The organism is Luteimonas terrae (genome assembly GCF_004358165.1).
Lineage (GTDB): Bacteria > Pseudomonadota > Gammaproteobacteria > Xanthomonadales > Xanthomonadaceae > Luteimonas > Luteimonas terrae.
In genome coordinates, this window is the sequence record NZ_SMTG01000004.1 from 62,941 (window position 1) to 86,454 (window position 23,514).

The window sequence follows — 23,514 nt, forward strand, 5'->3', positions numbered from 1 at the left end:
AATGGATGATCTCAATGCCGCCTACGCGGAGACCGTGCGCGAAGTGGCCGCGAGCGTCCGCGATGTGAACGACGGCGAGTGGGGCAACCGCGACTGGCTGCGACTGGTCGTGGATTTCGAATCCGAGCCCGGCGATGCGCCGCGTACCAGCAGCATCTCGTTCGCGATCGCACGCGAAGGCGACGGTCCGCTGGAAAAGGTCTCGTTCCGCCTGTCGCCGGCAGCCAAGGCCGGCTTCGCACAGATCGGTCGCATCATGCAGGCGCAGAAAGGCCAGAGCTGGAGCACCAGCACGCTGGTGGTCGAGCGCGACGGGCGTTACGACTTCCAGTTCGCCTACACCGCGCCCTACCGCCTGTCGGGCAATCTCAACGACACGCGCTATCGCGATTATCTCGAGCGCTACAAGGCCGAAACGGGCGCGCCCTGATCGCGGTTTGCATGTGCCAGGCGATGGGCTTCGCTGCGCGCGACCCATCCCACGCAACTGCAAAGCACGATACCGACCGCAGGACGGGAGCGCGTAGCGACACCCGTCGCGCCGTATCCGGATCAGACGCGCGGCGGCTCCGGCCGCAACCACAGCCATGTCGCCACAACGGCCATGCACGCGATCGGCAAGGCGGTCATCCACCAGCGATGCGCCGTAATCAACAGCATCAGGGCGAGCAGAATGAGCGCGCAGGCGGCCATGGTCATGGTCGCCATCCACTTCGCGCGACGGCTGACTGCGCCGTGTGCCTGCCAGTCGCGGATCGATGGACCGAATCGCGGATGCTCGAGCAGCCAGCGATGCAGCCGATCCGAGCCGCGCGCCGCGGCCCAGGCGGCGATCAGCACGAACACCGTCGTCGGCATGCCCGGCACGAATACGCCCACGATGCCCAGACCGAGGCTGGCATAGGCCAGCAGCCACCAGGCCCAGCGGAAGCGCGTGCGACGTTGCATGGCGCGCATTCTATGCGGTGGCGCTGCATGCACCGGTTCAGAGCAAGCCAAGCGATGTCCGACGCTCTTGAGCCCTCCCCCGCTCGCGGGGGAGGGTTGGGTGTGGGCGACGCTCGGGTCGCACGCAGAAGGGCATCGCGCGACCAGCGATGTCCTGAGATCGTTCTTCAGGAGGCCTGACGGTTCGCCCCCATCCCGACCTTCCCCCGCTTGCGGGGGAAGGAGAAGATCACGGGTTATTCGATGCTGCGCGCATCCGGCACGCGCGCCGGGTCGGCCGCGGACTGCGGCACGCGACGGATCTTGGAGAGGTCGTAGCCCAGGTCCTGGATGCGCTGCATGTGCGCGGCGTAGTCCGCTTCGGGAATCGACGGCGTGCGGGCCATCAGCCAGACGTAATCGCGCTTGCTGCGGCCGACGATGGTCTGCTGGTAGTCGTCGTCGACGTAGACGATCACGTACTCGGCCTTGATCGGCCAGACGAACTGCATGCCCCAGATCGCGTTGCCGGTGTCCTCGCGGACGGTGCCGGTGGGATGCAGGGTCTTGATCTCCTCGTCGAAGCCCCCGTCGCGGTAGCGGAAGGTCGTGTCGACCTTGCCGTCGTCGCGCAGGGTATAGGTCTCGACCGAGTCGTAGGCCTCCTTCTCGAGGCGCGTCGGGATCTGCGCGATGACGTACCAGTCGCCCATGAAGCGTGCGACGTCGACGTGGTCGACCGGGGGAATCTGTTCCTTCACGTTGCCGCCTCCACAGGCCGCGAGCATGCCGGTGGCGATGCCCGCGAGGATCAGGCCGGCGGCGAAGCGCCGGTTCGGGGTTGCCATCTCACACCTCCTGTCGTGACCGCACCGTCGCCGCCCTCAGGCGGCGCGTGCGAACCGGTAATGGGCGACCAGCCACTGCTGGCCGTGCTCGTAACCGAACAGTTCCGCACACGACATCCAGAACATCCGCCAGCGCTGGAACCACAACTTCGCGCCTTCGGCCCCATAGGCCTGCTCCAGCACGCGCATCACCGCATCGCGGTTGCGGTCCTGGTTGGCGAGCCAGTGATTGGAGGTCTTCTCGTAATGCGTGCCATCGAGCAGCCAGCGCTGCTCGATGCCCAGGTCGCGTGTCTGGAAATGCAGCAGCGTGTCGGCCGCGGGCATCAGGCCGCCGGTGAAGAAGTGGCGACCCATCCAGTTGTCTTCGCCGGCGGTCTCGAAGGGGTACATCAACGTGCGGTGCGCGAAGATGTGCACGAACAGCTTGCCGCCCGGCCGCAGCCACGTGCCGATGCGCGACATCAGGATCTGGTAATTGCGCATGTGCTCGAACATCTCGATCGACACCACGCGGTCGAAGGCGTCGCTGTCGAGCTCCAGCCGGTTCACGTCGCAGGTGACCACGCGCACGTTGTCCAGCCCGCGCGCCTTGCATTGCGCCTCGATGTGCAGGCGCTGCGGTCGCGAGTTCGAGACGGCCGTGATGCGCGCCTTGGGAAAGTGCTCGGCCATCCACAGCGTCAGCGAGCCCCAGCCGCAGCCCAGCTCGAGAATGTCCTGGCCGTCGGCCAGCTCGGCGCGCTGGCCGTAGAGCGCCAGCATCGCCGCCTCGGCTTCATCCAGCGTCTCGGTGCCGGTGGGGTAGTAACAGCTCGAGTACTTGTAGCGCTTGCCCAGGCACAGCGCGAAGAATTCGGGCGGCAGCTCGTAGTGCTGGCTGTTGGCCGCGTCGGTGTGGATGGCCACGGCACTGGTGCGCAACGCATCGAGCAGCGCGCTGAAACGCTGCGACTGCGCTTCGAGCCCGCCCGTGCCCTCTTCCGACAGGCGTTGCGCGCACAGGCGGCGGATGCCCAGGCGCAACGCGGCATCGGGCACCAGGCCGCGTTCGGCCAGGCCGAGCAGGCCGGGCGCTGCGCTGTCGCGTTCGAGTTCGGTCACTGCGTTCATGCGGAGGATCCTGGATCGTCGGATTTGGGGAACCACGGAAACAGCATCGGCGTGCTGCGCTGGTAGGCGCGGTAGTCCTCGCCGCGCGAGCGCAGCGCCTGCTGCTCGGTGTAGGGAATGCCGCTGACGTAGCGCAGGAACAGGTACATCACCACCGGCCCGGCCAGCGACAGCCACCACAGCGGCGAACCGGCGGCGAGCACCACGTAGGTCAGCCAGTGCAGCCACTCGAAGAAGTAGTTCGGATGCCGCGAATAGCGCCAGAAGCCCTCGCGGCAGGTCCTGCCCTTGTTGGCCGGATCGGCGCGGAAGTCGGCGAGCTGGCGATCGGCCACCGCTTCGCCCCCGACACTGATCAGCCAGACCACGATCGCGGCCAGCAGTCCCAGCGACGACACCGGATTGGCCGCCACCGCGACGAAGGGCACGGCGAACAGCACGATCAGCAGGGCTTGCGCCTGGAAGAACAGGAAGAACTTCGCCTGGTCGCCGTTCCAGTGGTCCCGCAGGTAGGCGTAGCGCCCGTCCTCGTCCTCGCCGCGCACCCGCTTCCATAGATGCGTTGCCAGTCGCAGGCCCCACAGGCCACCGAGCACCGCGAGCAGGATGCGCGGCAGCGGCGCGCCGTCGCCGAGCAGCGCGACCAGCATCGCCGCGCCGCCGACGCCGCAGGCCCAGACCACATCGACGATGCCGGCGTTGTCGCGCGTCTTCTGCCAGCGCCAGGCCGCGGTCATCGCGATCGCCGCCAGCAGCCAGACCAGCAGCAGACTCCAGAACGGACTCATGACGCGCGCATCCGCACATGCCCGGGTTTACCGAACACCAGGTGCGACACGCCGATCGAACGCTCCCGGAAACCGCCTTCGCAATAGGCGAGGTAGAACTCCCACATGCGCTCGAAGCGCCGGTCGAAGCCCTGTCGGCGCACCTCGGTCAACTGCGCGAGGAAACGCTCGCGCCAGATCCGCAGCGTGCGTGCATAGGACGGCCCGAAGTCGTCCTGCTGCAGCAGCTGCAGATCGCTGGCCGCCGTCTTGGCCTGCAGCATCGCCGTGATCGACGGGATGAAGCTGCCGGGGAAGATGAAGCGCTTGATGAAGTCCACCGAATCACGCGCCTGCACGTAGCGGTGGTCCTCGATGGTGATCGCCTGCACCAGCGCGATGCCGTCGGGCGCGAGCAGACTGCCGAGCTTGCCGAAGTAGGTCTCCAGATACTGCGCGCCGATCGCCTCGATCATCTCGATCGACACCAGCTTGTCGTAGGTGCCTTCGAGGTCGCGGTAGTCCTGCAGCAGCAGGGTCACGCGATCCTGCAGGCCGGCCTGGGCGATGCGCGCACTCGCCAGCGCATGCTGTTCGCGCGAGATCGTGGTCGTGGTGACGTGGCAGCCGTAATGCCGGGCGGCATGCAGTGCGAAGCCGCCCCAGCCGGTGCCGATCTCGACCACCCGGTCGCCCGGACGCAAGGCCAGCAGTTCGCAGATGCGGTCAAGCTTGCGTGTGGAGGCGACTTCAAGGCTCTCCTCGTCGCGCTCGAACAGCGCGGACGAGTACATGAGGTCCGGGGACAGGAACAGCGAGAAGAAATCGTTGCCGAGGTCGTAGTGCGCGGCGATGTTGCGGCGGCTGCCGTCGCGCGTGTTTCTGCGCAACGCATTCCAGCCGCGCATCGCCCACCCGCCGACCCGCGCCACGCCCGTCTCCATGCCGTCGAGCAGATCGCGGTTGCGCACCAGCAGACGCACAAGGCCGACGAGGTCGTCGCACTCCCAGTATCCGTCCATGTAGGCCTCGCCCGCGCCGACGCTGCCGTTCGCCGCGACCAGCCGGTAGAAGGCGCCGTCGCGCACACGCACGTGGACCGGGCGGACCTGCGGATCGCCGAACATCTCGACGCCCTGCGCGTCCTCCAACTGCAACGCGCCGCCGCGCAGCTGCGCGAACTGCGCGACCAGCCGACCGCGCAGCAGCCGCTCCAGCGGGCCGAAGGCGCGCTGCACCGCATGTGCGGCGATCTGGTTCATCGGGAAGGCTCCTGTTCGGCGACGCCCGGAGGGCGTGGATGGTCGTGGACCGGATTGCGTTTGAGCCACAGGCGCAGTGCCTGCCAGTGGATCGCGGCCACGACCTGTGCGGTCATCGCCGGATAGCGCCACAACACGCGCGCCAGTGACACGGCGCCCAAGGGTCGCCGTTGCAGCGTCATGGTGGCGTCGAATTCGCGCACGCCCTCGCGCAGGACATCCATGTGCACGTGCAGATCCTCGACCGGCGGCGTCAGGCGCCAGCGGTAGCCGTGGTCCATGGCCATGAACGGCGAGACGTGGAAGCGTTTGTCGAAGTCCCATTGCAGCGCACGCCCGTGACGCTCGGCGTCGGCGGCCGGCAGGACGTAGGCGTGGCGCTCTTTCCAGGGCGTGTTGGTGATCTCGGCGACGATGCAGTCGAGCGTCGTACCGTCGGCCTGGTAGCAGTAGTAGAAGCTCACCGGATTGAAGACGAACCCGAAGTAGCGCAGATGCGTCAGCAGCCGGATCGGCCCCTCGGGCGCGCGCCCGAGTGCGGCCTGCACGCGCGCACGCACGGCGTCGATCAGCGGCAGCTCCGGCGGGCCCAGATAATCCTCACGGCGGAAGCGCGCGAGCGCCGGACGTCGGCTCGACCACAACCAGCGCCCGTCGAAGACGTGGTCGAGCTCGTCGAGATCCAGCCACAGCTGCGCCACGCGATACTCGAATGCGTGCGGCACCGGCCGGTGCCGGCGATGGCGCACGACGCCCTCGTAGACCGCGCTGTGCAGCGGCGCGGGGACGGGATCGCGTGCGCGCGACGTGGTCATGCCGCGCTCGCCACCGCAGGCGACGTGGCCGCCATGCCGGCTGCCGCCAGCGGCCCGAGCCCGAACGCGCGTGCGACCTGCGCCGCGCTGCGGATGCCGTCCTCGTGGAAGCCCCAGCCCCAGTAGGCGCCGGCGAACCAGGTCCGCCGCGTGCCCTGGATCTCCCCGCGCCGCGTCTGCGCGGCGACCATGGCCGCGTCGTACACCGGGTGCGCGTAGCGCATGCGCGCGATCACGCGCGCCGGGTCGATCGCCTCGCTGCGGTTGAGGGTCACGACCAGCGGCTCGGGACTGTCGAGGCCCTGCAGCAGGTCCATGCAGTAACTGACCGTGCACGCCTCGCCGGGCATTGCCGGCACATGCGCATTCCACGCCGCCCAGGCCTTGCGGTCGCGTGGCAGCAGACGGGCGTCGGTATGCAGCACGGTGTCGTTGTGCTGGTAGCGGATCGCGCCCAGCACCTCGCGTTCGGCAACGTCGGCATCGTCGAGCAACGCCAGCGCCTGGTCGCTGTGGCAGGCCATGACGACCTGGTCGAAGCGCTCGCTGCCGCCTGCCGTCGCGATCTGCACACCCGCCGCATCGCGGCGCACCGACAGCACCGGACAACCCACGCGCTCGCCCACCGACCAGCGCGCGCGCAGGGCATCGATGTAGCGCGACGACCCGCCACGCACCACCCGCCACTCCGGTCGCCCGGTGAGTTGCAGCATGTGGTGGTTGGCCATGAACTGGACGAGATAGCGCGCCGGGAAGTCGAGAATCCGCGTGGCCGGCGACGACCACAGCGCCGACGCCATCGGTACCAGATGCAGATCGCGGAAGGTGGCGCCGTAGCCGTTGGCCTGCAGGTACGCGCCGAGCGTCGGCCCGGCGTCGTCGCTCTCGAGCAGGGCCGGCGCCTCGCGGTAGAAGCGCCGCAGGTCGCGCAACATGCTCCAGAAGCGCGGCGACAGCAGGTTGCGGCGCTGGCAGAACAGCGTGTCCAGCGAGGTCGCGTTGTATTCGAGGCCGCTGGCGGCGTCGTGCACCGAAAAGCTCATCGTCGTCGGCTGCGACTCCACGCCGAGCGCGGCGAACAACCCGCTCAACAAGGGATAGTGCTGCGGGTTGAAGACGATGAAGCCGGTGTCGACCTGCAGCTCGCGGCCGCCGATCCGCACCGCGTGCGTATGCGTGTGGCCGCCCAGCCGCGTGTCGGCCTCGAACAGCGTCACGTCGTGGCGATGCGACAGCCACCACGCACTGGCGAGGCCGGCGATCCCCGAACCGACGACGGCGATGCGCTGGCTCATGCGCGCGCCTTCTCGTGCACCCAGGCCGGCACCGGCTTGAGATCGCTGACCAGCCGCAGCCACGACATCAGCTTCAGGCCGTACCAGGTCAGGTCGATCTCCCACCAGCGGAAGCCCTGGCGCGCGGTGCCGGGAAAGAAGTGATGGTTGTTGTGCCAGCCTTCGCCGAAGGTCAGCAGTGCCAGCCACAGGTTGTTGCGGCTGTCGTCACCGGTGTCGAAACGCTGGCTGCCGAAGCGGTGCGCGAGCGAGTTGATGGTCACCGTGGCGTGGAACAGCACGGTGGTGGAGATGAAGAATCCCCACACCAGCATCTGGCCGCCGCTGGTGCCCAGGCCCGGCGCAACGCGCTCGAGCAGCGCACCCAGTCCGAACAGCGCCGCTGCCAGCAGCACCGGCACGAGCGTGTCGAAGCGGTCGAGCCAGCGCAGCTCGGGATACTTCGCCAGATCCGGAATGCGCGACCAGTCGGTGCGGAAGCCCTCGCGCGTCAGGAACCAGCCCATGTGGCTCCACCAGAAGCCGTGCACGCGCGGCGAATGCGGATCGCGCTCGGTCTCGGTGTGGCGGTGATGGTTGCGGTGATGCGCGGCCCACCACAACGGCCCGCGCTGCACGCAGGACGCGCCGATCAGCGCGAACACGAACTGCACCACGCGCGACGTGCGGAAGGTGCGATGCGAGAAGTAGCGGTGGTAGAAGCCGGTGATCGCAAACATGCGCACCGCATACAGCCCAACCGCCACGGCGACGGCGATCGGCGACGCGCCGACCCAGAACACCGCCAGACACGCCAGATGCATGGCCACGAACGGCGCCGCCCGCAACCAGTCGATGCGGTCGTCACCTTCGCCGATCGGGTCCGCCTGCGCGCCGGTATCGAACCAGCGGCGCAGCGCGCCGGGGGACGTGCGCGCGCCGGTCACGGCGGCGCGGGGATCGCTCGGCATGGGAACTCCTGCGGACAAGGCATACAGAAGATACGCACTGCCGTGAAATCCGGATGCATGCCTTGCACGGCGCGATGCCGTGGCGCGCGGCCACGGCGATCAGTACGTCCTTCAGATCCGCAGTGCGCCGCTCGCGACGACCGGTCCCGTCGGTGCGCCCTGCGGTGCGCCACCCGGCGGTTCGAGCGAGACCGCCAGCGTCGCGCCTGCAACCAGCGCCGCGCGCAGCGTGTCGGGCACGTCGATGGCGCGCGTGCGATCGTGCGGCAGCAGGCCCAGCGACGCCGGTGCGCCGCCTTCGGGGATCAGCCACAGCTCGGCCACGCGTCCTTCTGCATCGACATCGGCCGGCAGCGGCACGACCAGCACCCGCCCGTGCGCGGCATCGACCGATGCGAGCCAGGCGGGCGAGCCGTCCTCGTGCGCCAGCGTGGTGACCGGTAGCGCGGTGGCGACCGGCGCAGGCGCAGGATCGGGTGTCGGCGCGATCACGACCGGCGTCTGGCGCGTGTCGTCGACCGGCACACGGCCTGCCAGTACCGCGACGATCGCGACCGCCGCCGCCAGTGCCGCCGCGCTGCGCCACAGCGCGACGCTGTGCCAGAGCCCTTCGGGCCTGGACGCCACCGGCGCCCAACCGAGCGCGCTGCGGATGCGCGGCCACACGTGCGCGGGCACGTCCGCCTCGGGCACGCCCGCAAGCCACGGCGCCAGACGTCGTTCCCAGTCGGCGACCAGACGCGCGAAACCGGCATCGTGCGTGAGGCGCGTTTCGACCGACGCGCGCGCATCGGCATCGAGCACACCCAGCACGTACTCGCCCGCGAGCAGATCCGCGCGCGGCGGCTCGGGGTCGCCGACGTCATCGATGCCGAAGTCGGAGTCGCGCATCGTCATGCCTCCAGACAGGCGCGCAGCTGCAGCAGGCCGCGTCGGATCCAGCTCTTCACCGATCCCAGCGGCGCGCCTGCGCGTCGCGCGAGTTCGTCGTAGGTCGAACCGTCGAAGAACGCGGCACGGATCAGGCGGCGGCGACGCGGCTCCAGGGTGTCGAAACACGCGTCGAGCCGGCTGCGATCGCCCGCCCGTTCGGTGGATTCCAAGGGCGTCTCGCCGTCGTCGGGCATCGCCTCCACCAGTTCGATCGGTGCCAGCGCATGCGCCGGGCGCGCGCGCAGCCGATCGATCGCGGTGTTGCGCGCAACCGTGGCCAGCCACGTCGCCGCGCCCGCGCGTGCCGGGTCGAACTGCGCGGCCTTGCGCCAGATGCGCACGTAGACGTCCTGCAACGCGTCCTCGGCCTCGTCGCGGTCGTGCAGCACGCGGATGCAGATGCCCAGCAGTCGGGACGCGCTTTCGCGATACAGGGCTTCGAAGGCACCGCGATCGCCCTCGGCCACGCGCCCCAGCCAGTCGTCCAGCCCGGTTCCGGGCGCTGTCGCGGTCGCATCGTGCTGTGGCATCCGGTGCGTGCATCCTGGTCGGGAACCGACGGCCATCCTCGTCGCAGACACGACGCCGCGCAAGCGGCGCGCGTGTCGACGCGGGCGCCGCGCACGTGCGACCGGGGGCTTCAGGTCGCGCATCGGCCGACGAGCGGATCCGCCAGCGCGGCGTCGACTTCGGACGCGGCGACGGCCGTGGCACGTTCCGGAAACACGATGCGCACATCGACCGGCCTGCCGCGCGCGTCCCGCACCGTGCCGGGCCCGGCGAACTCACGCAGGCGCCGGTCCTGCAACCCGTAGCGCAATTCGATCGGCGCGATCGCGAAGCCGAACCAGCGGTCGACCGACATCCGCAGGCGGCGTGTGCCGTCGACATCGCCCGCCGGCGTCACCCGCACCGGCATGAAGGCGAACCTTTCCGGCAGCAGGAACGACAGCCGCTGCGGCCCGCCGCCCAGCGCCGTCCACTGCGCGCGTACCGCTGCGTCGAAGCCTGCATCGATCACCGCATCCCCGGCCTGGGGCAATGGCTCGGTGCGCATGGCCTGACCGGCGCGCTGCACGAAGATCTCGCGATGTCCGTCGCGTGTGCGCACCCCTTCCCGGTAGCCGCTGCGTGCATCGTGGAACGCGAAGTCCGGCTGCGCATCGGCAGCGGTCGCCAGGACGGTCTTGCGCGCGAAGGCCACGCCATCCGGGCACTGGTAGAGCACGACCCGGCGTGCGACATCGCCCGTGCGATCGCGGTAGTGCACTTCCCGATAGAGCAGACGTCCGTCGTCACGCGACAGGGCGCGCGCGTCCTCGCGCTCGACGGCCGCCACCGGCAGGGCCGCGAGCAGGCCAACGACCAACCCGACGCAGCGCGCACCTGTGCGAGCGGACTGCAGCTTCGACATCTGGAACTCCCGTGGCGGATTGCACGGGACCTACGGGCGCTGCGCCCGTCACGGATGCAGCGGGTTCAGCGTGCGTCCACGGCCTGTCGCGCCAGCGCGGGATCGTCGGCGAACAGACCATCGATGCCGGCGTCGAGGAACAGCCGCATTTCCGCAAGCGCGCCGGCATCGTGACGCGCGTTCGCCGCGCCGCTGCGCAGACTGCGCGGGAGATACGCATTCTCGGGCCGGAAGGTGTAGGGCATGACCTTCAGGCCGGCCGCATGTGCGTCGGCCACCAACGTCGTTGCTTCGAGGCGGCCACCGCGGACGACCTCGCCGATCTGCGCCTTGTGCGGGCCGAGCCAGCGTGCGTACGTCGCTATGCCGCGCAGCCCGTCGGGCGTGAGCAGATCGCGATAGCGCGTATGGCCGCCCGTGGCCTCGACATCGGCCGGCCACGTGGCCGGATCGCTGATCAGCTGCAGCAGTGCGAGCGCCGGCAGCGGGTCTGCGCCGATCCGCGCCAGCGTGCGCAGGCTGTCGGGCTCGAACGACTGCACCACCAGCGGCACGCGCCGGGCGACTTCGTGCGTGGCCAGCGCATCGACGAGCGCCCGCTCCATCGGCAGACCGATGGCGCGGAAGTGCGTGGGGTGCTTGATCTCGGGAATCAGACCGATGTCGCGCCCGGAGCTGCGCACCAGATCGTCGAGCAGCGCCATGATCTCGTGCAGCGTGGGCACCGCGAACTGGCGGTCGTACCAGATGCCGCGCAGCGCAGGCAGCGGCTCGCGCGCACGCAGGGTCTTGAGTTCGGCCAGCGAGAAATCCTCGGTGAACCATCCGGTCACCTCGATGCCGTCGATGCGCTGGGTCCGCTTGCGATCGGCGAACTGCGGATGCAGGGCGACATCGGTGGTGCCGCCGATCTCGTTCTCGTGGCGCGCGACCAGCACACCGTCGCGCGTCATCACCAGGTCCGGCTCGATGAAGTCCGCGCCGTCCTCGACCGCGCGCCGGTAGGCCGCCAGCGTGTGCTCGGGCATGCGGGCACTGGCGCCGCGGTGGGCGATGACCAGAGGTTTCGCGGTGGCGGTTTCCGCGTGTGCGGGCCGGGCGGGCATCATCGTGGCGGCAGTGGCGATCAGCAGCGGCAGCAGAACACGCATCGGGGACATCGTGGGGTCGGGTCGACGGAAAGACCGGCCATCGTGTCAGCGCCAGATGTCAGGCCGGCGACGATTGCCGCGCGGCCGGCGCGGCGGCGAGAATGCGCGCATGGACATCTTCAAGGTTTTCACCCTCGAGGCCGCGCATCGGCTGCCCAACGTGCCGCCCGGGCACAAGTGCGCGCGGCTGCACGGGCATTCCTTCCAGGTGGAGGTGCACGTGTCCGGTGAACCCGGTCCCGAGACCGGCTGGATCATGGACTTCGGCGATCTGAAGGCCGCCTTCGCGCCGCTCTACGCGCAGCTCGATCATCACTATCTCAACGACATTCCCGGTCTGGAAAACCCGACCAGCGAGCGCCTGGCGATCTGGATCTGGGAGCGCCTGAAGCCCGCGCTGCCACAGCTGAGCGCGATCGTGATCCGCGAAACCTGCACCTCGGGCTGCCGCTACACCGGCCCCTGAGCCTGACGGCCACCGCCGCGCCGCGGCCCATAAGCAACTGATTCCGCTACAAAACTGAATGCCCGGCGACCGTTCGTCGGCTTCTTGTTGCAATGCAACATGGCTGCGGTATGCTGCACCGCACAAACCCGGCAGACCGCCGGCTCACGCAGGTAACCGCCATGTCGTTCCAGTTCAACGAGCAGTTCGCCGCCGCGTCGCGCCAGTTCGCCGATGCCGCCGCGCAGATCAACCACATCGCGCTCGACAATCTCCAGTCGATGATCGCGCTCAACGTCTCCACCTTCGGCGACAACGCCAATGCCACGTTCGCGTTCGCCAGCGAGGCGCTCGACGCCCGCGACCTCGACAGCATGAAGGCCCTGTGGCCGAAGGGTGCGCAGATCGCCCGCGAGAACGTCGAGCGTCTGGTCGGCACCGGCCAGGAAGTGATGGGCCGCGCCGTCAAGGCGCACGAGGCCATCGCCGAGATCGCCAAGTCGCACATCGAGACCACGACCGCCGACGTGCGCGCCGAGGCCGAGAAGGTCGCCAAGGCCGCTTCGAAGACCACCAAGCGCTGATCTGATCGATCGCGCTCATTGCGCCGCGGAGCGACGCTCCGCACCCGAACATCCAGGCGATCCCTCCCTCGCCCGGATCCGACCCGGCAGCCCGCACGCTGCCGGGTTTTTTTTTTATGCGCCGCGCACGGGCTGCGGTGGCAGGACCATGCGCGCCATCAGGCGTGCGCACAGTCCCTCGGGATCGGCCGTGCGCCCGGTGTGCACCGGCGAGACCTGGATCACCGCACTGCGTTTGGCGGTCAGCCAATGGAAACGCGCACGTGCCGGCAATGCGGCGATCGGCCCGCCATCGGCATCGCCGCGGCAGATGCGCACGATCGCGTCGAGATGCCGCTGCAGCGACGCTGCATCGGCGTGCGGGTCGAGCGCATACAGCCGCGCGACATCCAGCGACACGGCGGCTGCCAGCGTGCGTGCGCCATGGCAGGACACGATGACGCCGGCGTTGATGAATTCCTCGCGTTCGACCCGGGGCACGACCCGGATCACCGCGTAGTCATAGACCTGCTGCATACGCACGCTGTGCCTCCTCGACGAAGACCGCGCGGTGCGCGAGGCGCGTGCAGAAGAACGCGACATAGGCCGCGCGATGCGCGTCGGCATCGGCGAAGTGCGGCTCGCCGCCCAGCCAGTCGTCGGGCACCTGCGCGACGATGCGACGGATGTCGGCCTCGGTGATGCGCGCCGACAGCGCGGCATCGGCGGCCTCGAGCGCGGATGCGAACGGCAGCAGCACGTGATCGGCGACGCGCGCGAACGGGCCACTCGCGATGCGCGCCGCGCTGTCCCAGTCGTGGTGGAAGTACAGCGCGGCGCCGTGGTCGATCAGGGTGAGCTGGCGATGCCAGACCAGCAGGTTGGTATTGCGCGCGGTGCGGTCGACATTGCAGACGAAGGCATCGAACCAGACGATGCGCGAGGCGAGGTCGGCGTCGGGCGGATCGACCGCCGGATCGAAATTGATCGACGCGGGCAGGTAATCCAGCGCGAGATTGCAGCCGGCGCTCGCGCGGATCAGGTGCTGGATCTCCGGATCGGGTTCGGTCGAGGCCATGTCCGGGTCGAGACCGATGAAGACGATCTCCGGAATCGGCAGCCCGAGCAGGCGCGCGAACTCGCCGGCGATCAACTCGGCGACCAGCGCTTTGGGCCCTTGCCCTGCGCCGCGGAACTTCATCACGTACATGCCGTCGTCGTCGGCCTCGACGACCGCCGGCAGCGAGCCGCCTTCGCGCAGTGGCGTGACGTAGCGCGTGGCTTCGACACTGCGGATCACGCAGGCAACTCCGCCCGGCGCGGCAGCGACCAGTCGACCGGCGCGATGCCGCGCTTGCGCAGGAAGTTGTTGGTCTTCGAGAAATGTCCGCTGCCGAGGAAGCCGCGATGCGCCGACAGCGGCGATGGATGCGTGGTCCTGAGCACGCAATGCCGGTGGGTGTCGATGACCTTGCCCTTGGCCTGCGCGTAGCTGCCCCACAGCAGGAAGACCAGATCCTCGCGATCGCGATTGAGCACGTCGACGACGTGATCGGTGAACCCCTCCCAACCCTTGCCCTGGTGCGCGCCGGCCTTGCCTTCCTCGACCGTCAGCACCGCATTGAGCAGCAGCACGCCGCGCTTCGCCCACGGCATCAACCAGCCGTGATCGGGTCGCGGCAGCCCGAGATCGCGTTCGATCTCCTTGTACATGTTGTCCAGCGACGGCGGCACGCGCACGTCCGGTCGCACGGAAAAACACAGGCCATGGGCCTGTCCCGGCCCGTGATACGGGTCCTGCCCGAGGATCACGACCTTGACCGCGTCGAAGGGCGTCGCATCGAAGGCGGCGAAGATCTCCGGACCCGGCGGGTAGATCCGCGCGCCCGCCGCCTTGCGCGCGCGCAGGAACGCCGACAGCGCCTGCATGTCCTCGCGCAGCAGCCAGTCGCCGACGCGCGATTTCCAGGAGGGTTCGAGGCGGATGTCGGACATGTGAAATTCGATCGCGAAACGGCCGTCAGCGTAACGGCAATTTCCCTGTGGAGCGCGCTCGCGCGCGATCATGGAATGCAGTAAATCGCAGGATCATCGGAATGGCGCGCAAGCGCTTCCACGAAAAGCTGTAAGGACCTCAGCGCATCGCCGCCAGACGCAGCTGGAACAGCGTCTTCGTCGCCAGCACGCGTTCCTCGGCCGGCTTGACGACCAGATCGTTGGCACCGGCGCGCAGCAACCCGACCTGGTTCTCGAGATTGCCGTCGCCCGTCATCACCAGCACCGGCAGGCGCCGCTTGCCGTAACCGAAGTCGCGTCGCACCGCGCGCAGCAGATCGTGGCCGCTGAGTTCGCCCTTCAGATAGACGTCGGTCAGCACCAGATCCGCGCCGGGTGCCGCGGGACCGTCGCGGTACGCGTCGAGGTACGCAAGCGCGTCCTCGGCGCTGAGCACGTGGGTCACGCGCATCTGCTGCGCTTCGAGCATGCGCCGCGTGGCCAGCGCGACGGTGCGGCTGTCCTCGACGTAGAGCACGTGGGCGTCGGGAATCGGCTCGGGGCGCACGTAGCCGCGGATGAATTCCGCCAGCGCGCGATGGCCCAGCGCCTTGTCGAAATGGTCGGTGACGTCCTCGGTGAAACGCCGCGCTTCGAGATGCGACTGCGCATCACCCGAAACCACGATTACCGGCACGTAGCGCTGACCCGCCGCTTCGCGCACGCGCCGCGCGAGCTGCAGACCGTCACCGTCGGGCAGCGACAGCGCGGTGCTGACCAGATCGACCGGCGCGGCGTCGAGTGCGGCCACCGCATCGGCGAGGCCCGTGCATTCGATCACCTCGACACCGGCCAGCGACTGGCGCAGCACGTCGCCGATCAGGCGCCGCACCAGTTTCGAACCGTCGACGACCATCACCCGGGGCGCGTCGCCTGCGAGATGACGGAGGTCGTGCACGGCTCAGGTCTCGGTGGGCCGGGTCTGGCGCAGGAAATGCCCGGTGACGATGCCGCCGCCGAGCCAGCCGAGCAGCGTCGCACCGGCCAGCACCGCGACCACGCCCGCCGGGCCGAAGCCGCGCAGCGCGAACGTCGCGCCGTAGCTCGCGGCCAGTTCCGCCAGCGGCGGCTGCAGCGCGAGGCCGGCCACGGCCAGCAGGCCCAGCGCCACACCGCCTGCGGCCAGTCCGTACCAGGCGCCGAGATACAGGAACGGCCGGCGGATGAAGCCGTCGGTCGCGCCCAGCAACTGCAGCACGCCGAGTTCCTCGCGCCGCGACTGGATGTCCAGCCGCACCGTATTGCCAACGACCAGCAGTGCGCCGATCCCGAGCAGCGCCGCCAGCACCCAGACCACGCGGCCGCCGAAGCGCAGCCAGCCGTCGAGACGTTCGCGCCACTGCGCGTCGTGCTGGACGAGTTCCGATTCGGGCAGTGCGCGCAGCGACTCGGCCAGCAGCATCTCGTCGCCGCCGGGCGTCACGATCAGCACGTGCGGCAAGGGGTTCTCGCCGAGCACGTCGATCGCATCGCCGAACTCGCCGCGCTCGCGCAACTCGGCCAGGCCTTCATCGGGCGAGCGATGCACGACGCTGCCGACATCACTGCGCCCGCGCAGTTCGCGGGCCATCGTTTCAGCGCGCGCGCCGTCGATGTCCTGCTTGAGGAACACGCTGATCTCGCGCGAGGCGTCGATGCTGCCGCCCAGCCGACCGACGTTGTCGAGCACCAGCCACAGGCCCAGCGGCAGCGCGAGCGCCACCGCCATGACGCCGATGGTCAGCGCCGCCGACCACGGCTTCCTGAACAACCGCCCGAGACTGGCGAGCACGCTGTAGACGTGGTGGTCGAACCAGGTGCCGACCGGCGACGGCCCGCTGCGCGCGGGCTGGTTGCGGGGCGCCTCAGGCATCGGCGAGATCCTCCGGCGAGATGTCGTCGGCGAGCGTGCCGTGGTCGAGCACCAGCGTGCGCTTCTTCATGCGCTTCACCAGACCGAGATCGTGGCTGGCGATCAGCACACTGGTGCCGCGCTCGGGCATCTCGGCGAACAGCGCCATGATTTCGGCCGACAAAGTGGGATCAAGGTTGCCGGTGGGTTCGTCGGCGACCAGCAGGCGCGGCTCGCCGACGATGGCGCGCGCGATGCCGATACGCTGCTGCTCACCGGCCGAAAGCTGTGTCGGCAGCGCCCGTTCGCGCGCACCGAGCCCCAGCCGTTCCAGCACGCTGCGCACGCGCTTGCCGATCTCCGGCCGGCGCATGCCGCGCAGGATCAGCGGCAGCGCGATGTTGTCGAACACGCTGCGGTCGGCGAGCAGGCGATGGTCCTGGAACACCACCGCGACCTCGCGCCGGTGCATGGCGACCTTGCGGCCGCGGACCTTGAGCAGGTTGCGTTCGCCGAACACCACCGCGCCACGGCTCGGCCGCTCCGCCAGATGGATGAGCTTGAGCAGCGTGCTCTTGCCCGCCCCGGAGTGGCCGGTGACGAACAGCATCTCCCCGGCCGCCACCTCGAAACTGACCTCCGACAGCGCCACGTGGCCGCCGGGATACTGCTTGCTGACGTTGTCGAATCGCAGGACGCTCATGCGCGGGATTATTGCAGGGATCGCGTGCAGGGCGGCGTCATCGGAGCGGCGCGACGTACAGCTCCGTCCCCCGTCTACGGGGAGAAGGATGGGATGGGGGCGAAGCATGCGCGCCCATCTCTCTGCATCGAGCGCAATTCGTCGAATCGCTCGGATCGTCGCTGTCGCCATCCGAACGTTTGCCCCCACCCAACCCGTCCGGCCCGGCGAAGCACGCCGGGCATTCGATCGACCCGCGCGGCAGTGCCGCGCAGACGGGCCGTTCTCATCCCCCGCACGCGAGGAAGGGCGCAAGCAGAAGACGCGGCATCCCGTCCGGAACACACGGAACGAAAAAGCCCCGCCGGAGCGGGGCTTTTTTTTTTGAGAGCGGAACCGCGCCCAGGATCAGCGCGAATCGCCACCGGAGACCAGGCGACGCAGACCGCGTCCGATGCGGCTGAGCAGCGACGGGGCCTTCTCGGCGGCCGCGGCCGGTGCCGGACGCTGGGTCGGACGCACTTCACGCGGACCCTTGCCGCCGTTGCCGCCATTGCCGCGCGGCCTGGACTCGGCCGACTTCGCCTCGTTGCCCTGCGGCGCCGTGCCTTCCGCACCCTCGACCTTCTTGCCGCCACGGCGACGACGGCGCTTGCGCGGCGGACGCGACTCGTCCGGCATCGCCTGCGCGACGGCACCGGCGGCGTCGACGACCGGCTTGGCCGGCGCGGCCGCAGCGTCTTCGGCGGCGACTTCCGGACGCGGCGTGCGCGGCTTGCGCGGACCGCGCTCGCCACGGCCTTCGCCACCGCCCGAACGCGGGCCACGGCCACCCGGTGCGCCGCGACCGCCACCCGGACCGCCACGGCCACCGCCGCGCTTGGCATCCTCGGCGGCGCGCGCTTCGCGCACTTCCTTGAAGATCTCGCCGATGCTCTCGCCTTCCTCGGCGTCAACCTCCACGCCCTCGCGCGGCTTGCGCGGCAGCGCGGTCAGCAGTTCCTGCGTGACCGGCTCGGACGGAATCTTCTGCTCGATGTAGGCCTCGATGTCCGGCAGCGACATCGCGTAGCGCTCGCAGGCAAAGCTGATCGCGTCACCTTCTGCGCCGAGACGCGCGGTGCGGCCGATGCGGTGCACGTAATCCTCGGCGTCGAACGGCAGGTCGTAGTTGAAGACGTGAGAGACGCCGTCGATATGCAGGCCGCGCGCGGCGACGTCGGTGGCGACCAGCAGTTCGAGCTGGCCGGCCTGGAACTTCTTCAGCAGCGTTTCGCGCTTCTTCTGCGGCACGTCGCCCGACAGCACGCCGACGCGGTAGCCGGCCTTCTCCAGCGCGCGCGCGACGCGCTCCACGAAGGCCTTGGTATTGACGAACACCATGGTCCGCGCGCCTTCGCTGCGCGACAGCAGACCGATCAGCAGAGGAATCTTTTCCTCATCGGCCGGGTAGTACAGCTTCTGCCGCACCTTGGCCGCGGTGATGAATTCCGCCTCGACGACCAGCTTCTCCGGCTCGTTCATGTGCTCGTAGGCGAGCTCGAGCACGCGATGGCTCAGCGTCGCCGAGAACAGCAGCGTCTGGCGCTCGGTGCGGATCGGCATGCGCCGCAGCAGGAAGCGGATGTCCTTGATGAAGCCCAGGTCGAACATGCGGTCGGCTTCGTCGAGCACGCACATCTCGCAGGCGTGCAGGCTGACGACCTTGTGCTGCTTGACGTAGTCGATCAGGCGGCCGGGCGTGGCGATGATGACGTCGGCGCCTTCCTGCAGCATCTGGCGCTGCTTGTCGTAATCGACGCCGCCGTAGACGAGGGCGAACTTCAGGCCGAGCTGGCTGCCGAACTTCACCGCGTCCTTGTGGATCTGGATGGCCAGTTCGCGGGTCGGCGCCAGGATCAGCGCGCGCGGGTCTTCGGGCTTGCGCTCGGCCAGCGCCGGCTTCGACAGCAGGCGGTTGATGACCGCGACCAGGAAGGCCAGCGTCTTGCCGGTGCCGGTCTGGGCCTGGCCGGCGACGTCGCGCCCGTGCAGGGCGAGCGGCAGGGTCATCGCCTGGATCGGCGTGCAGCGGGTGAAGCCCGCGCCTTCGAGCCCGGCGAGCAGCGCCGGATGCAGGTCGAAGGACGAGAAGGTGATGTCGGTAAGAGGCTTGTCGCTCATGCGTAGGAATGTGTCCGGGCGTCGCCGGCTGGAGGGCGCCGCGTGCTTGCGTGGGAGACAGTCGCGACGGCAGACTGCCTGGGCGCAGGACGCGTGGGTCGTCCCGCAGGAGCGCCACCTTGATTCCGGTCGGCGATCCCCCATTTTACATCCATCCCGGCGCCGCTGCTCTGGCGGGCGCCCCGCCACCCGGAGATTCCCGTGAGCAATGCCGTGATCCACGCCAGCGATGCCGACTTCGACGCCACCGTTCTGCAGTCCGATGTCCCGGTGCTGGTCGACTTCTGGGCCCCGTGGTGCGGCCCCTGCAAGATGATCGCCCCGGCCCTGGACGAACTGGCAGGCGACTACGCCGGCCGCGCCAAGATCGTGAAGGTCGACGTCGACCAGAACCAGGCCACCGCGCTGAAGTACCACGTGCGCTCGATTCCCATGCTGCTGGTCTTCAAGGACGGCCAGGTGCAGGGCACCCAGATCGGCGCCGTCGGCAAGCCGCAGCTCGCCCAGCTGATCGACAAGGCGCTCTGATCGAGCGCCTTCGCGACGCGGTCACACCGGCCGCCGTCGCCTGAACCGACCGCGTCGCGCGTCTTGCCGCCGGTCGGGCGCAGTGCTAGGTTTGCGCTGCTCCGGCACGCCACAGGCGCGCCGCACCCATCTGGCGTCATTCCCTGACTTCCGTCATCCGCACCCGCCCGTCCCGGGCGCTCGCACCGAGCGAGGATTTTCCGCTTGTCCGACAACACATCCGATCCCGGCACGCCCGAGGGCGACACCGCCGTGAAGCGCGTCCGCAAGGCGCGCGTGGCCAAGAAGGCCACCGACTCCACCGCATCCGAATCCAGCCAGCCGCAGCTGCTGCCGGCCCAGGACGCACCCGCGCCCAGGCCGCAGGCCGCTGAAGCACCGGCACCCCAGACCGATGCGCCGAAGGCGTCGGGCGATGCCGGCCAAAGCGACATGCCGCGCAATGCGCAGGGCAATGGCCAGGGCAACGCGCCGCAGCAGGGCCAGGGCGGCGAACCGCGCCCGCAGCAGGGCGGCGGCCAGCATCACCACCAGAACCAGAACCGCCACGAGCAGGGCGGCGAGCGCGGCAACCGTCGCGACCGCTTCAAGAACCGCCGTGACCGCCAGCGTGGCGGCCGCGACGACGGCCTGCCGCAGGACGGCAACAACGATCACGTACAGCGCCTGCCGCCGCCGAACATTCCGGAAGGCTTCCCCCAGTACACGCTGAGCGATCTGAAGCAGATGCCGGCGCACAAGCTGTACGACATCGCCGACCAGCTCTCGATCGAAGGCCTGGCGCGCGCGCGCAAGCAGGACGTGATCTTCGGCCTGCTCAAGGTGCTGACCCGCCACGGCGAAGGCGTCGTCGCCGACGGCGTGCTGGAAATCCTGCCCGACGGCTACGGCTTCCTGCGCGCGGCCGAGGCGAGCTACCTCGCCGGTCCGGACGACGTCTACATCTCGCCCAGCCAGATCCGCCGCTTCAATTTGCGCACCGGCGACCATCTGCTCGGCCGCATCCGCTGGCCCAAGGACGGCGAACGCTACTTCGCGCTGTCGGTCGTCGACACCATCAATGGCGAGCCGCCGGAAGCCAGCAAGGGCAAGGTGCTGTTCGAGAACCTGACCCCGCTGTTCCCGCGCAAGCGCTTCAAGCTCGAGCGCGGCGACGGTTCCAGCGAGGACATCGCCGGCCGCATCCTCGATCTGATGGCCCCGCAGGGCAAAGGCCAGCGCGCCCTGATCGTCTCGCCGCCGAAGGCGGGCAAGACGATGATGATGCAGCAGATCGCCAGCGCGATTACCTACAACCACCCCGACGTGCACATGATCGTGCTGCTGATCGACGAGCGTCCGGAAGAAGTGACCGAAATGCAGCGCACCGTGCGCGGCGAGGTCATCTCCTCCACGTTCGACGAGCCCGCCGCGCGCCACGTGCAGGTCGCCGAAATGGTGATCGAGCGCGCCAAGCGCCTGGTCGAGCACAAGAAGGATGTCGTCATCCTGCTCGACTCGATCACCCGCCTCGCCCGCGCCTACAACAACGTCGTGCCCTCGTCGGGCAAGGTCCTGACCGGTGGCGTCGACGCCAACGCGATGCACCGCCCGAAGCGCTTCTTCGGCGCCGCGCGCAACGTCGAGGAAGGCGGCTCGCTGACCATCATCGCCACCGCCCTCGTCGACACCGGCAGCGCGATGGACAAGGTGATCTACGAGGAGTTCAAGGGCACCGGCAACTCGGAAGTGCACCTGGACCGCCGCATCACCGAAAAGCGCGTCTACCCGGCGATCAACGTCAACCAGTCGGGCACCCGCCGCGAGGATTTCCTCATCGAGCCGGACCTGCTGCAGCGCATCTGGATCCTGCGCAAGCTCCTCCACCCGATGGACGAGATCGCCGCGATGGAGTTCCTCCTCGACAAGATGAAGACCACCAAGTCGAACGAGGAATTCTTCTCGTCGATGAAGCGCTGACCGGCTCGCCGGTCTTCGCTGGACACGAAAAGGCCCCGCTCGCGCGGGGCCTTTTTCGCTGGCGCCGCCACTGCGGACGACGCGCTGGGACTTACCCTGCGTCGCGAATTGCGAACGCCGATTGTGCGGTGACGATCTGGCCACCGGCCTGCCCCTGCTCGGCGGCGACACATTCCGCGGAGCCGGTTCTCGAATCCTGCATGTTCTTCAACATCTCCCGCGCCTTGCGCGAGCCCGTGTTCGCCACCTCTAGGGTCACAGGCGTACTGACGCGGGTGGTAATCGCCCGACCATCCACCTGTTCCGGCAGCGCCTGCATGCCGGCGACCCACTCGCGGGCCATGCGTTCGAAGGGTGCACGGTTGCGCTCACGCGTGCTGTCGGCGAACTCGACGGAATCCAGGCTCGCGCTGCCGTCAGGCTGCACGGTGTAGTTCACCGTCATGCTCGCTGACAGTCCGCGCCGCGCCGCTTCCACTGGATAACGCGGTGGCGCGGGATACGCCGAGCCGTCCGCCAGGCCCGGACCGTGACTCCGATACTCGGCGGCCAAGTGCATCTGGTCGCCGGCCGCCGGCACCGCGCAGACACCGAAGACCACGTAGGTCACGCCGCCAAGCGGGCGCCCCTCGATCACTGCGGGCTCAAATGCGAGATCGCGCGCACGCGCCTCGACGAAATCGCGAAGACCTTGGGGCAGCCTGGGCGACGCTTCGATGTCGGTCGGCTGACCGCGTTCGTCGACGACGACTTTGACCATTGTGGGAAACGCCACGACCTCGGCAGCGCCACGTGCACCCGCCGGAGCCGCAATCGCGAACGCAAGAAGACTGCCGGTCAGCACTAGTGTATGTCGCATGGAACCTCCTTGTTCACGCCTTGGGCGCGGGGAAAAGGAAATCGAATGGTTCAGCCCTGGAACGGGGTCAACAGTTTGAAGCGCGAGGTTTCCGGCGTCACGCCGCCGGCCACCAGGGTGTCAGGACTGAAACCCGGCGGCGTCGGCGCGGCCCATTCCGGGCGCTGCTGCTGGCCGGGATGGTAGGCACTCCACTGCCCGTACGCGGTCTCCCGGTCATCGGCCAACCTGAAATCGACGGGCACGCGCACCACCCAGTAATCACGATTCGTGTCCTCACCCTGCTCCGGCGGGGTGAACGTCCAGTGCTTGAGCGCGTTGTCGATCGCAGTCTTCGACAATGTGTTGCGAATCATCTGCATCTGTCGTGCATTGCCGAGTGCGGTCAGATTGACCTGTTCGGCGACGACATCTTCAGCCTTGCCGTCGCGTCCGACCTTCACCAGCAGATAGACCGTGCCCTTGCCGCCGATCTGCGCGATGTTCATCGGGTAGCGCGGTGGACGCAGGTCGGAACGCCGCACGCTGGTGCGATCAGCATCCGAATATTCCTCGCCGAAATGCGCACTGGCGATGCGCACGTGCATATTGCCTTCGCTGTCGCCCACCGGTGTCGCGACCAGGCGCACACTCATCTTGGCGCGCGCAAGCACGGGCGCACCGTCGACGAGGACAGGCTCGAAGCGCAGCGCGGGAATCGCGCGTTCGATCAGATTGACCGCATGCGCCGGCAGTTTTTCCGGCTTGTCGAAGGCATGGCCGCTGACTTTGCCTTCTCGATCGATGTCGACGTGGCCCGTCACTAACATGGAGGCTTCGACTTCCTGGCGCGCCTGACGCGCACTTTGTGCATCGACGACGGGCGCGGCTCCAGCGAGAAACGCGAGGGCGAGCAGCGCGGAGAGCGTGCGGTTCATGGGTGCTTCCTGCAGAGGACCGGACGCCTGACTGTGC

General features: G+C 68.8%; 26 protein-coding genes. 5 read left to right on the top strand and 21 right to left on the bottom strand.

Going from position 1 to position 23,514, the window contains the following annotated elements:
• Position 1: 1 nt before the first annotated feature.
• A complete protein-coding gene (locus E2F49_RS09515; protein WP_133393682.1) occupies positions 2 to 430 on the top strand; it encodes a hypothetical protein in 429 nt (142 codons plus the stop codon).
• A 122-nt stretch (positions 431 to 552) separates the two neighbouring features.
• On the opposite strand, the gene E2F49_RS09520 is transcribed toward E2F49_RS09515, so the two are convergent.
• The 12 genes from E2F49_RS09520 to E2F49_RS09575 form a co-directional block, all read right to left on the bottom strand.
• Complete coding sequence (locus E2F49_RS09520) at positions 553 to 948, bottom strand: YbaN family protein (protein ID WP_133393683.1); 396 nt, start codon at positions 946 to 948, stop codon at positions 553 to 555.
• A gap of 236 nt (positions 949 to 1,184) precedes the next feature.
• On the bottom strand, positions 1,185 to 1,775 hold the full coding sequence (locus E2F49_RS09525) for a lipocalin family protein (protein ID WP_133393684.1): 591 nt from the start codon (positions 1,773 to 1,775) through the stop codon (positions 1,185 to 1,187).
• Between the two features lie 36 nt (positions 1,776 to 1,811).
• Entirely contained in the window at positions 1,812 to 2,888 is a 1,077-nt protein-coding gene (locus tag E2F49_RS09530) for an SAM-dependent methyltransferase (protein ID WP_133393685.1), read from the bottom strand.
• On the bottom strand, positions 2,885 to 3,676 hold the full coding sequence (locus E2F49_RS09535; RefSeq protein WP_133393686.1) for a DUF1295 domain-containing protein: 792 nt from the start codon (positions 3,674 to 3,676) through the stop codon (positions 2,885 to 2,887). Before E2F49_RS09535 ends, E2F49_RS09530 begins: the two co-directional genes overlap by 4 nt.
• Positions 3,673 to 4,917: an SAM-dependent methyltransferase gene (locus tag E2F49_RS09540; protein ID WP_133393687.1), complete on the bottom strand. Its 1,245-nt coding sequence runs from the start codon at positions 4,915 to 4,917 to the stop codon at positions 3,673 to 3,675. The genes E2F49_RS09535 and E2F49_RS09540 overlap by 4 nt, the downstream gene beginning before the upstream one ends.
• The gene (locus E2F49_RS09545; protein WP_133393688.1) at positions 4,914 to 5,732 is read right to left on the bottom strand and encodes a DUF1365 domain-containing protein; all 819 of its coding nucleotides are present in this window, start codon (positions 5,730 to 5,732) and stop codon (positions 4,914 to 4,916) included. The genes E2F49_RS09540 and E2F49_RS09545 overlap by 4 nt, the downstream gene beginning before the upstream one ends.
• Entirely contained in the window at positions 5,729 to 7,027 is a 1,299-nt protein-coding gene (locus E2F49_RS09550) for an NAD(P)/FAD-dependent oxidoreductase (protein ID WP_133393689.1), read from the bottom strand. Before E2F49_RS09550 ends, E2F49_RS09545 begins: the two co-directional genes overlap by 4 nt.
• Positions 7,024 to 7,977: an acyl-CoA desaturase gene (locus tag E2F49_RS09555; RefSeq protein ID WP_133393690.1), complete on the bottom strand. Its 954-nt coding sequence runs from the start codon at positions 7,975 to 7,977 to the stop codon at positions 7,024 to 7,026. Before E2F49_RS09555 ends, E2F49_RS09550 begins: the two co-directional genes overlap by 4 nt.
• A 111-nt stretch (positions 7,978 to 8,088) precedes the next feature.
• A complete protein-coding gene (locus E2F49_RS09560; protein ID WP_133393691.1) occupies positions 8,089 to 8,868 on the bottom strand; it encodes an anti-sigma factor in 780 nt (259 codons plus the stop codon).
• Positions 8,869 to 8,870: 2 nt separating this feature from the next.
• Positions 8,871 to 9,440, bottom strand: a complete 570-nt coding sequence (locus E2F49_RS09565; RefSeq protein WP_133393692.1) for a sigma-70 family RNA polymerase sigma factor — start codon at positions 9,438 to 9,440, stop codon at positions 8,871 to 8,873.
• Between the two features lie 110 nt (positions 9,441 to 9,550).
• Positions 9,551 to 10,324: a hypothetical protein gene (locus E2F49_RS09570; RefSeq protein WP_133393693.1), complete on the bottom strand. Its 774-nt coding sequence runs from the start codon at positions 10,322 to 10,324 to the stop codon at positions 9,551 to 9,553.
• 65 nt (positions 10,325 to 10,389) lie between these two features.
• The gene (locus E2F49_RS09575; protein WP_243713554.1) at positions 10,390 to 11,475 is read right to left on the bottom strand and encodes a glycerophosphodiester phosphodiesterase family protein; all 1,086 of its coding nucleotides are present in this window, start codon (positions 11,473 to 11,475) and stop codon (positions 10,390 to 10,392) included.
• Positions 11,476 to 11,584: 109 nt separating this feature from the next.
• Here E2F49_RS09575 and queD point away from each other — a divergent pair, with 109 nt between their 5' ends.
• A complete protein-coding gene (gene queD / locus E2F49_RS09580) occupies positions 11,585 to 11,941 on the top strand; it encodes a 6-carboxytetrahydropterin synthase QueD (RefSeq protein WP_133393695.1) in 357 nt (118 codons plus the stop codon).
• A gap of 161 nt (positions 11,942 to 12,102) precedes the next feature.
• Positions 12,103 to 12,504, top strand: coding sequence for a phasin family protein (locus E2F49_RS09585; protein ID WP_133393696.1), 402 nt, complete (start codon positions 12,103 to 12,105; stop codon positions 12,502 to 12,504).
• Positions 12,505 to 12,618: 114 nt separating this feature from the next.
• Here the strand turns inward: E2F49_RS09585 and E2F49_RS09590 are convergent, their stop codons facing one another.
• The 7 genes from E2F49_RS09590 to rhlB form a co-directional block, all read right to left on the bottom strand.
• Positions 12,619 to 13,020 carry a DUF3037 domain-containing protein gene (locus E2F49_RS09590; protein WP_208004869.1) on the bottom strand — a complete coding sequence of 134 codons (402 nt, stop codon included), beginning with the start codon at positions 13,018 to 13,020 and terminating at the stop codon, positions 12,619 to 12,621.
• Positions 13,004 to 13,780 (bottom strand): HipA family kinase, encoded by a 777-nt coding sequence (locus tag E2F49_RS09595; RefSeq protein WP_133394091.1) that lies wholly within the window; start codon positions 13,778 to 13,780, stop codon positions 13,004 to 13,006. Before E2F49_RS09595 ends, E2F49_RS09590 begins: the two co-directional genes overlap by 17 nt.
• The gene (gene ung / locus E2F49_RS09600; RefSeq protein WP_133393698.1) at positions 13,780 to 14,478 is read right to left on the bottom strand and encodes a uracil-DNA glycosylase; all 699 of its coding nucleotides are present in this window, start codon (positions 14,476 to 14,478) and stop codon (positions 13,780 to 13,782) included. Before ung ends, E2F49_RS09595 begins: the two co-directional genes overlap by 1 nt.
• A 139-nt stretch (positions 14,479 to 14,617) precedes the next feature.
• Positions 14,618 to 15,436, bottom strand: coding sequence for a response regulator (locus E2F49_RS09605; RefSeq protein WP_133393699.1), 819 nt, complete (start codon positions 15,434 to 15,436; stop codon positions 14,618 to 14,620).
• 3 nt (positions 15,437 to 15,439) lie between these two features.
• The gene (ftsX, locus tag E2F49_RS09610) at positions 15,440 to 16,390 is read right to left on the bottom strand and encodes a permease-like cell division protein FtsX (RefSeq protein ID WP_133393700.1); all 951 of its coding nucleotides are present in this window, start codon (positions 16,388 to 16,390) and stop codon (positions 15,440 to 15,442) included.
• Positions 16,383 to 17,072 (bottom strand): cell division ATP-binding protein FtsE, encoded by a 690-nt coding sequence (ftsE, locus tag E2F49_RS09615; RefSeq protein ID WP_055251483.1) that lies wholly within the window; start codon positions 17,070 to 17,072, stop codon positions 16,383 to 16,385. The genes ftsX and ftsE overlap by 8 nt, the downstream gene beginning before the upstream one ends.
• Before the next feature lie 387 nt (positions 17,073 to 17,459).
• Positions 17,460 to 19,358 (bottom strand): ATP-dependent RNA helicase RhlB, encoded by a 1,899-nt coding sequence (gene rhlB / locus E2F49_RS09620; protein ID WP_425481367.1) that lies wholly within the window; start codon positions 19,356 to 19,358, stop codon positions 17,460 to 17,462.
• A 57-nt stretch (positions 19,359 to 19,415) separates the two neighbouring features.
• Here rhlB and trxA point away from each other — a divergent pair, with 57 nt between their 5' ends.
• Entirely contained in the window at positions 19,416 to 19,742 is a 327-nt protein-coding gene (gene trxA / locus E2F49_RS09625; RefSeq protein ID WP_133393702.1) for a thioredoxin, read from the top strand.
• A gap of 204 nt (positions 19,743 to 19,946) precedes the next feature.
• Positions 19,947 to 21,701 carry a transcription termination factor Rho gene (gene rho, locus E2F49_RS09630; protein WP_133393703.1) on the top strand — a complete coding sequence of 585 codons (1,755 nt, stop codon included), beginning with the start codon at positions 19,947 to 19,949 and terminating at the stop codon, positions 21,699 to 21,701.
• A 91-nt stretch (positions 21,702 to 21,792) separates the two neighbouring features.
• On the opposite strand, the gene E2F49_RS09635 is transcribed toward rho, so the two are convergent.
• Together E2F49_RS09635 and E2F49_RS09640 are read right to left on the bottom strand one after the other, a co-directional pair.
• Positions 21,793 to 22,461, bottom strand: coding sequence for a TonB family protein (locus E2F49_RS09635; protein ID WP_165971187.1), 669 nt, complete (start codon positions 22,459 to 22,461; stop codon positions 21,793 to 21,795).
• A gap of 149 nt (positions 22,462 to 22,610) precedes the next feature.
• Positions 22,611 to 23,477, bottom strand: a complete 867-nt coding sequence (locus E2F49_RS09640) for an energy transducer TonB (RefSeq protein WP_133393705.1) — start codon at positions 23,475 to 23,477, stop codon at positions 22,611 to 22,613.
• Positions 23,478 to 23,514 lie beyond the last annotated feature (37 nt).

What these genes read in the sequence shown, in the direction of transcription:
- E2F49_RS09515 (WP_133393682.1), top strand. Translation starts at nt 2, where the DNA reads ATGGATGATCTCAATGCCGCCTACGCGGAGACCGTGCGCGAAGTGGCC.
- E2F49_RS09520 (WP_133393683.1), bottom strand. Translation starts at nt 948, where the DNA reads ATGCAACGTCGCACGCGCTTCCGCTGGGCCTGGTGGCTGCTGGCCTAT.
- E2F49_RS09525 (WP_133393684.1), bottom strand. Translation starts at nt 1,775, where the DNA reads ATGGCAACCCCGAACCGGCGCTTCGCCGCCGGCCTGATCCTCGCGGGC.
- E2F49_RS09530 (WP_133393685.1), bottom strand. Translation starts at nt 2,888, where the DNA reads ATGAACGCAGTGACCGAACTCGAACGCGACAGCGCAGCGCCCGGCCTG.
- E2F49_RS09535 (WP_133393686.1), bottom strand. Translation starts at nt 3,676, where the DNA reads ATGAGTCCGTTCTGGAGTCTGCTGCTGGTCTGGCTGCTGGCGGCGATC.
- E2F49_RS09540 (WP_133393687.1), bottom strand. Translation starts at nt 4,917, where the DNA reads ATGAACCAGATCGCCGCACATGCGGTGCAGCGCGCCTTCGGCCCGCTG.
- E2F49_RS09545 (WP_133393688.1), bottom strand. Translation starts at nt 5,732, where the DNA reads ATGACCACGTCGCGCGCACGCGATCCCGTCCCCGCGCCGCTGCACAGC.
- E2F49_RS09550 (WP_133393689.1), bottom strand. Translation starts at nt 7,027, where the DNA reads ATGAGCCAGCGCATCGCCGTCGTCGGTTCGGGGATCGCCGGCCTCGCC.
- E2F49_RS09555 (WP_133393690.1), bottom strand. Translation starts at nt 7,977, where the DNA reads ATGCCGAGCGATCCCCGCGCCGCCGTGACCGGCGCGCGCACGTCCCCC.
- E2F49_RS09560 (WP_133393691.1), bottom strand. Translation starts at nt 8,868, where the DNA reads ATGCGCGACTCCGACTTCGGCATCGATGACGTCGGCGACCCCGAGCCG.
- E2F49_RS09565 (WP_133393692.1), bottom strand. Translation starts at nt 9,440, where the DNA reads ATGCCACAGCACGATGCGACCGCGACAGCGCCCGGAACCGGGCTGGAC.
- E2F49_RS09570 (WP_133393693.1), bottom strand. Translation starts at nt 10,324, where the DNA reads ATGTCGAAGCTGCAGTCCGCTCGCACAGGTGCGCGCTGCGTCGGGTTG.
- E2F49_RS09575 (WP_243713554.1), bottom strand. Translation starts at nt 11,475, where the DNA reads ATGCGTGTTCTGCTGCCGCTGCTGATCGCCACTGCCGCCACGATGATG.
- queD (WP_133393695.1), top strand. Translation starts at nt 11,585, where the DNA reads ATGGACATCTTCAAGGTTTTCACCCTCGAGGCCGCGCATCGGCTGCCC.
- E2F49_RS09585 (WP_133393696.1), top strand. Translation starts at nt 12,103, where the DNA reads ATGTCGTTCCAGTTCAACGAGCAGTTCGCCGCCGCGTCGCGCCAGTTC.
- E2F49_RS09590 (WP_208004869.1), bottom strand. Translation starts at nt 13,020, where the DNA reads ATGCAGCAGGTCTATGACTACGCGGTGATCCGGGTCGTGCCCCGGGTC.
- ung (WP_133393698.1), bottom strand. Translation starts at nt 14,478, where the DNA reads ATGTCCGACATCCGCCTCGAACCCTCCTGGAAATCGCGCGTCGGCGAC.
- ftsX (WP_133393700.1), bottom strand. Translation starts at nt 16,390, where the DNA reads ATGCCTGAGGCGCCCCGCAACCAGCCCGCGCGCAGCGGGCCGTCGCCG.
- ftsE (WP_055251483.1), bottom strand. Translation starts at nt 17,072, where the DNA reads ATGAGCGTCCTGCGATTCGACAACGTCAGCAAGCAGTATCCCGGCGGC.
- rhlB (WP_425481367.1), bottom strand. Translation starts at nt 19,358, where the DNA reads ATGGGGGATCGCCGACCGGAATCAAGGTGGCGCTCCTGCGGGACGACC.
- E2F49_RS09635 (WP_165971187.1), bottom strand. Translation starts at nt 22,461, where the DNA reads ATGGTCAAAGTCGTCGTCGACGAACGCGGTCAGCCGACCGACATCGAA.
- E2F49_RS09640 (WP_133393705.1), bottom strand. Translation starts at nt 23,477, where the DNA reads ATGAACCGCACGCTCTCCGCGCTGCTCGCCCTCGCGTTTCTCGCTGGA.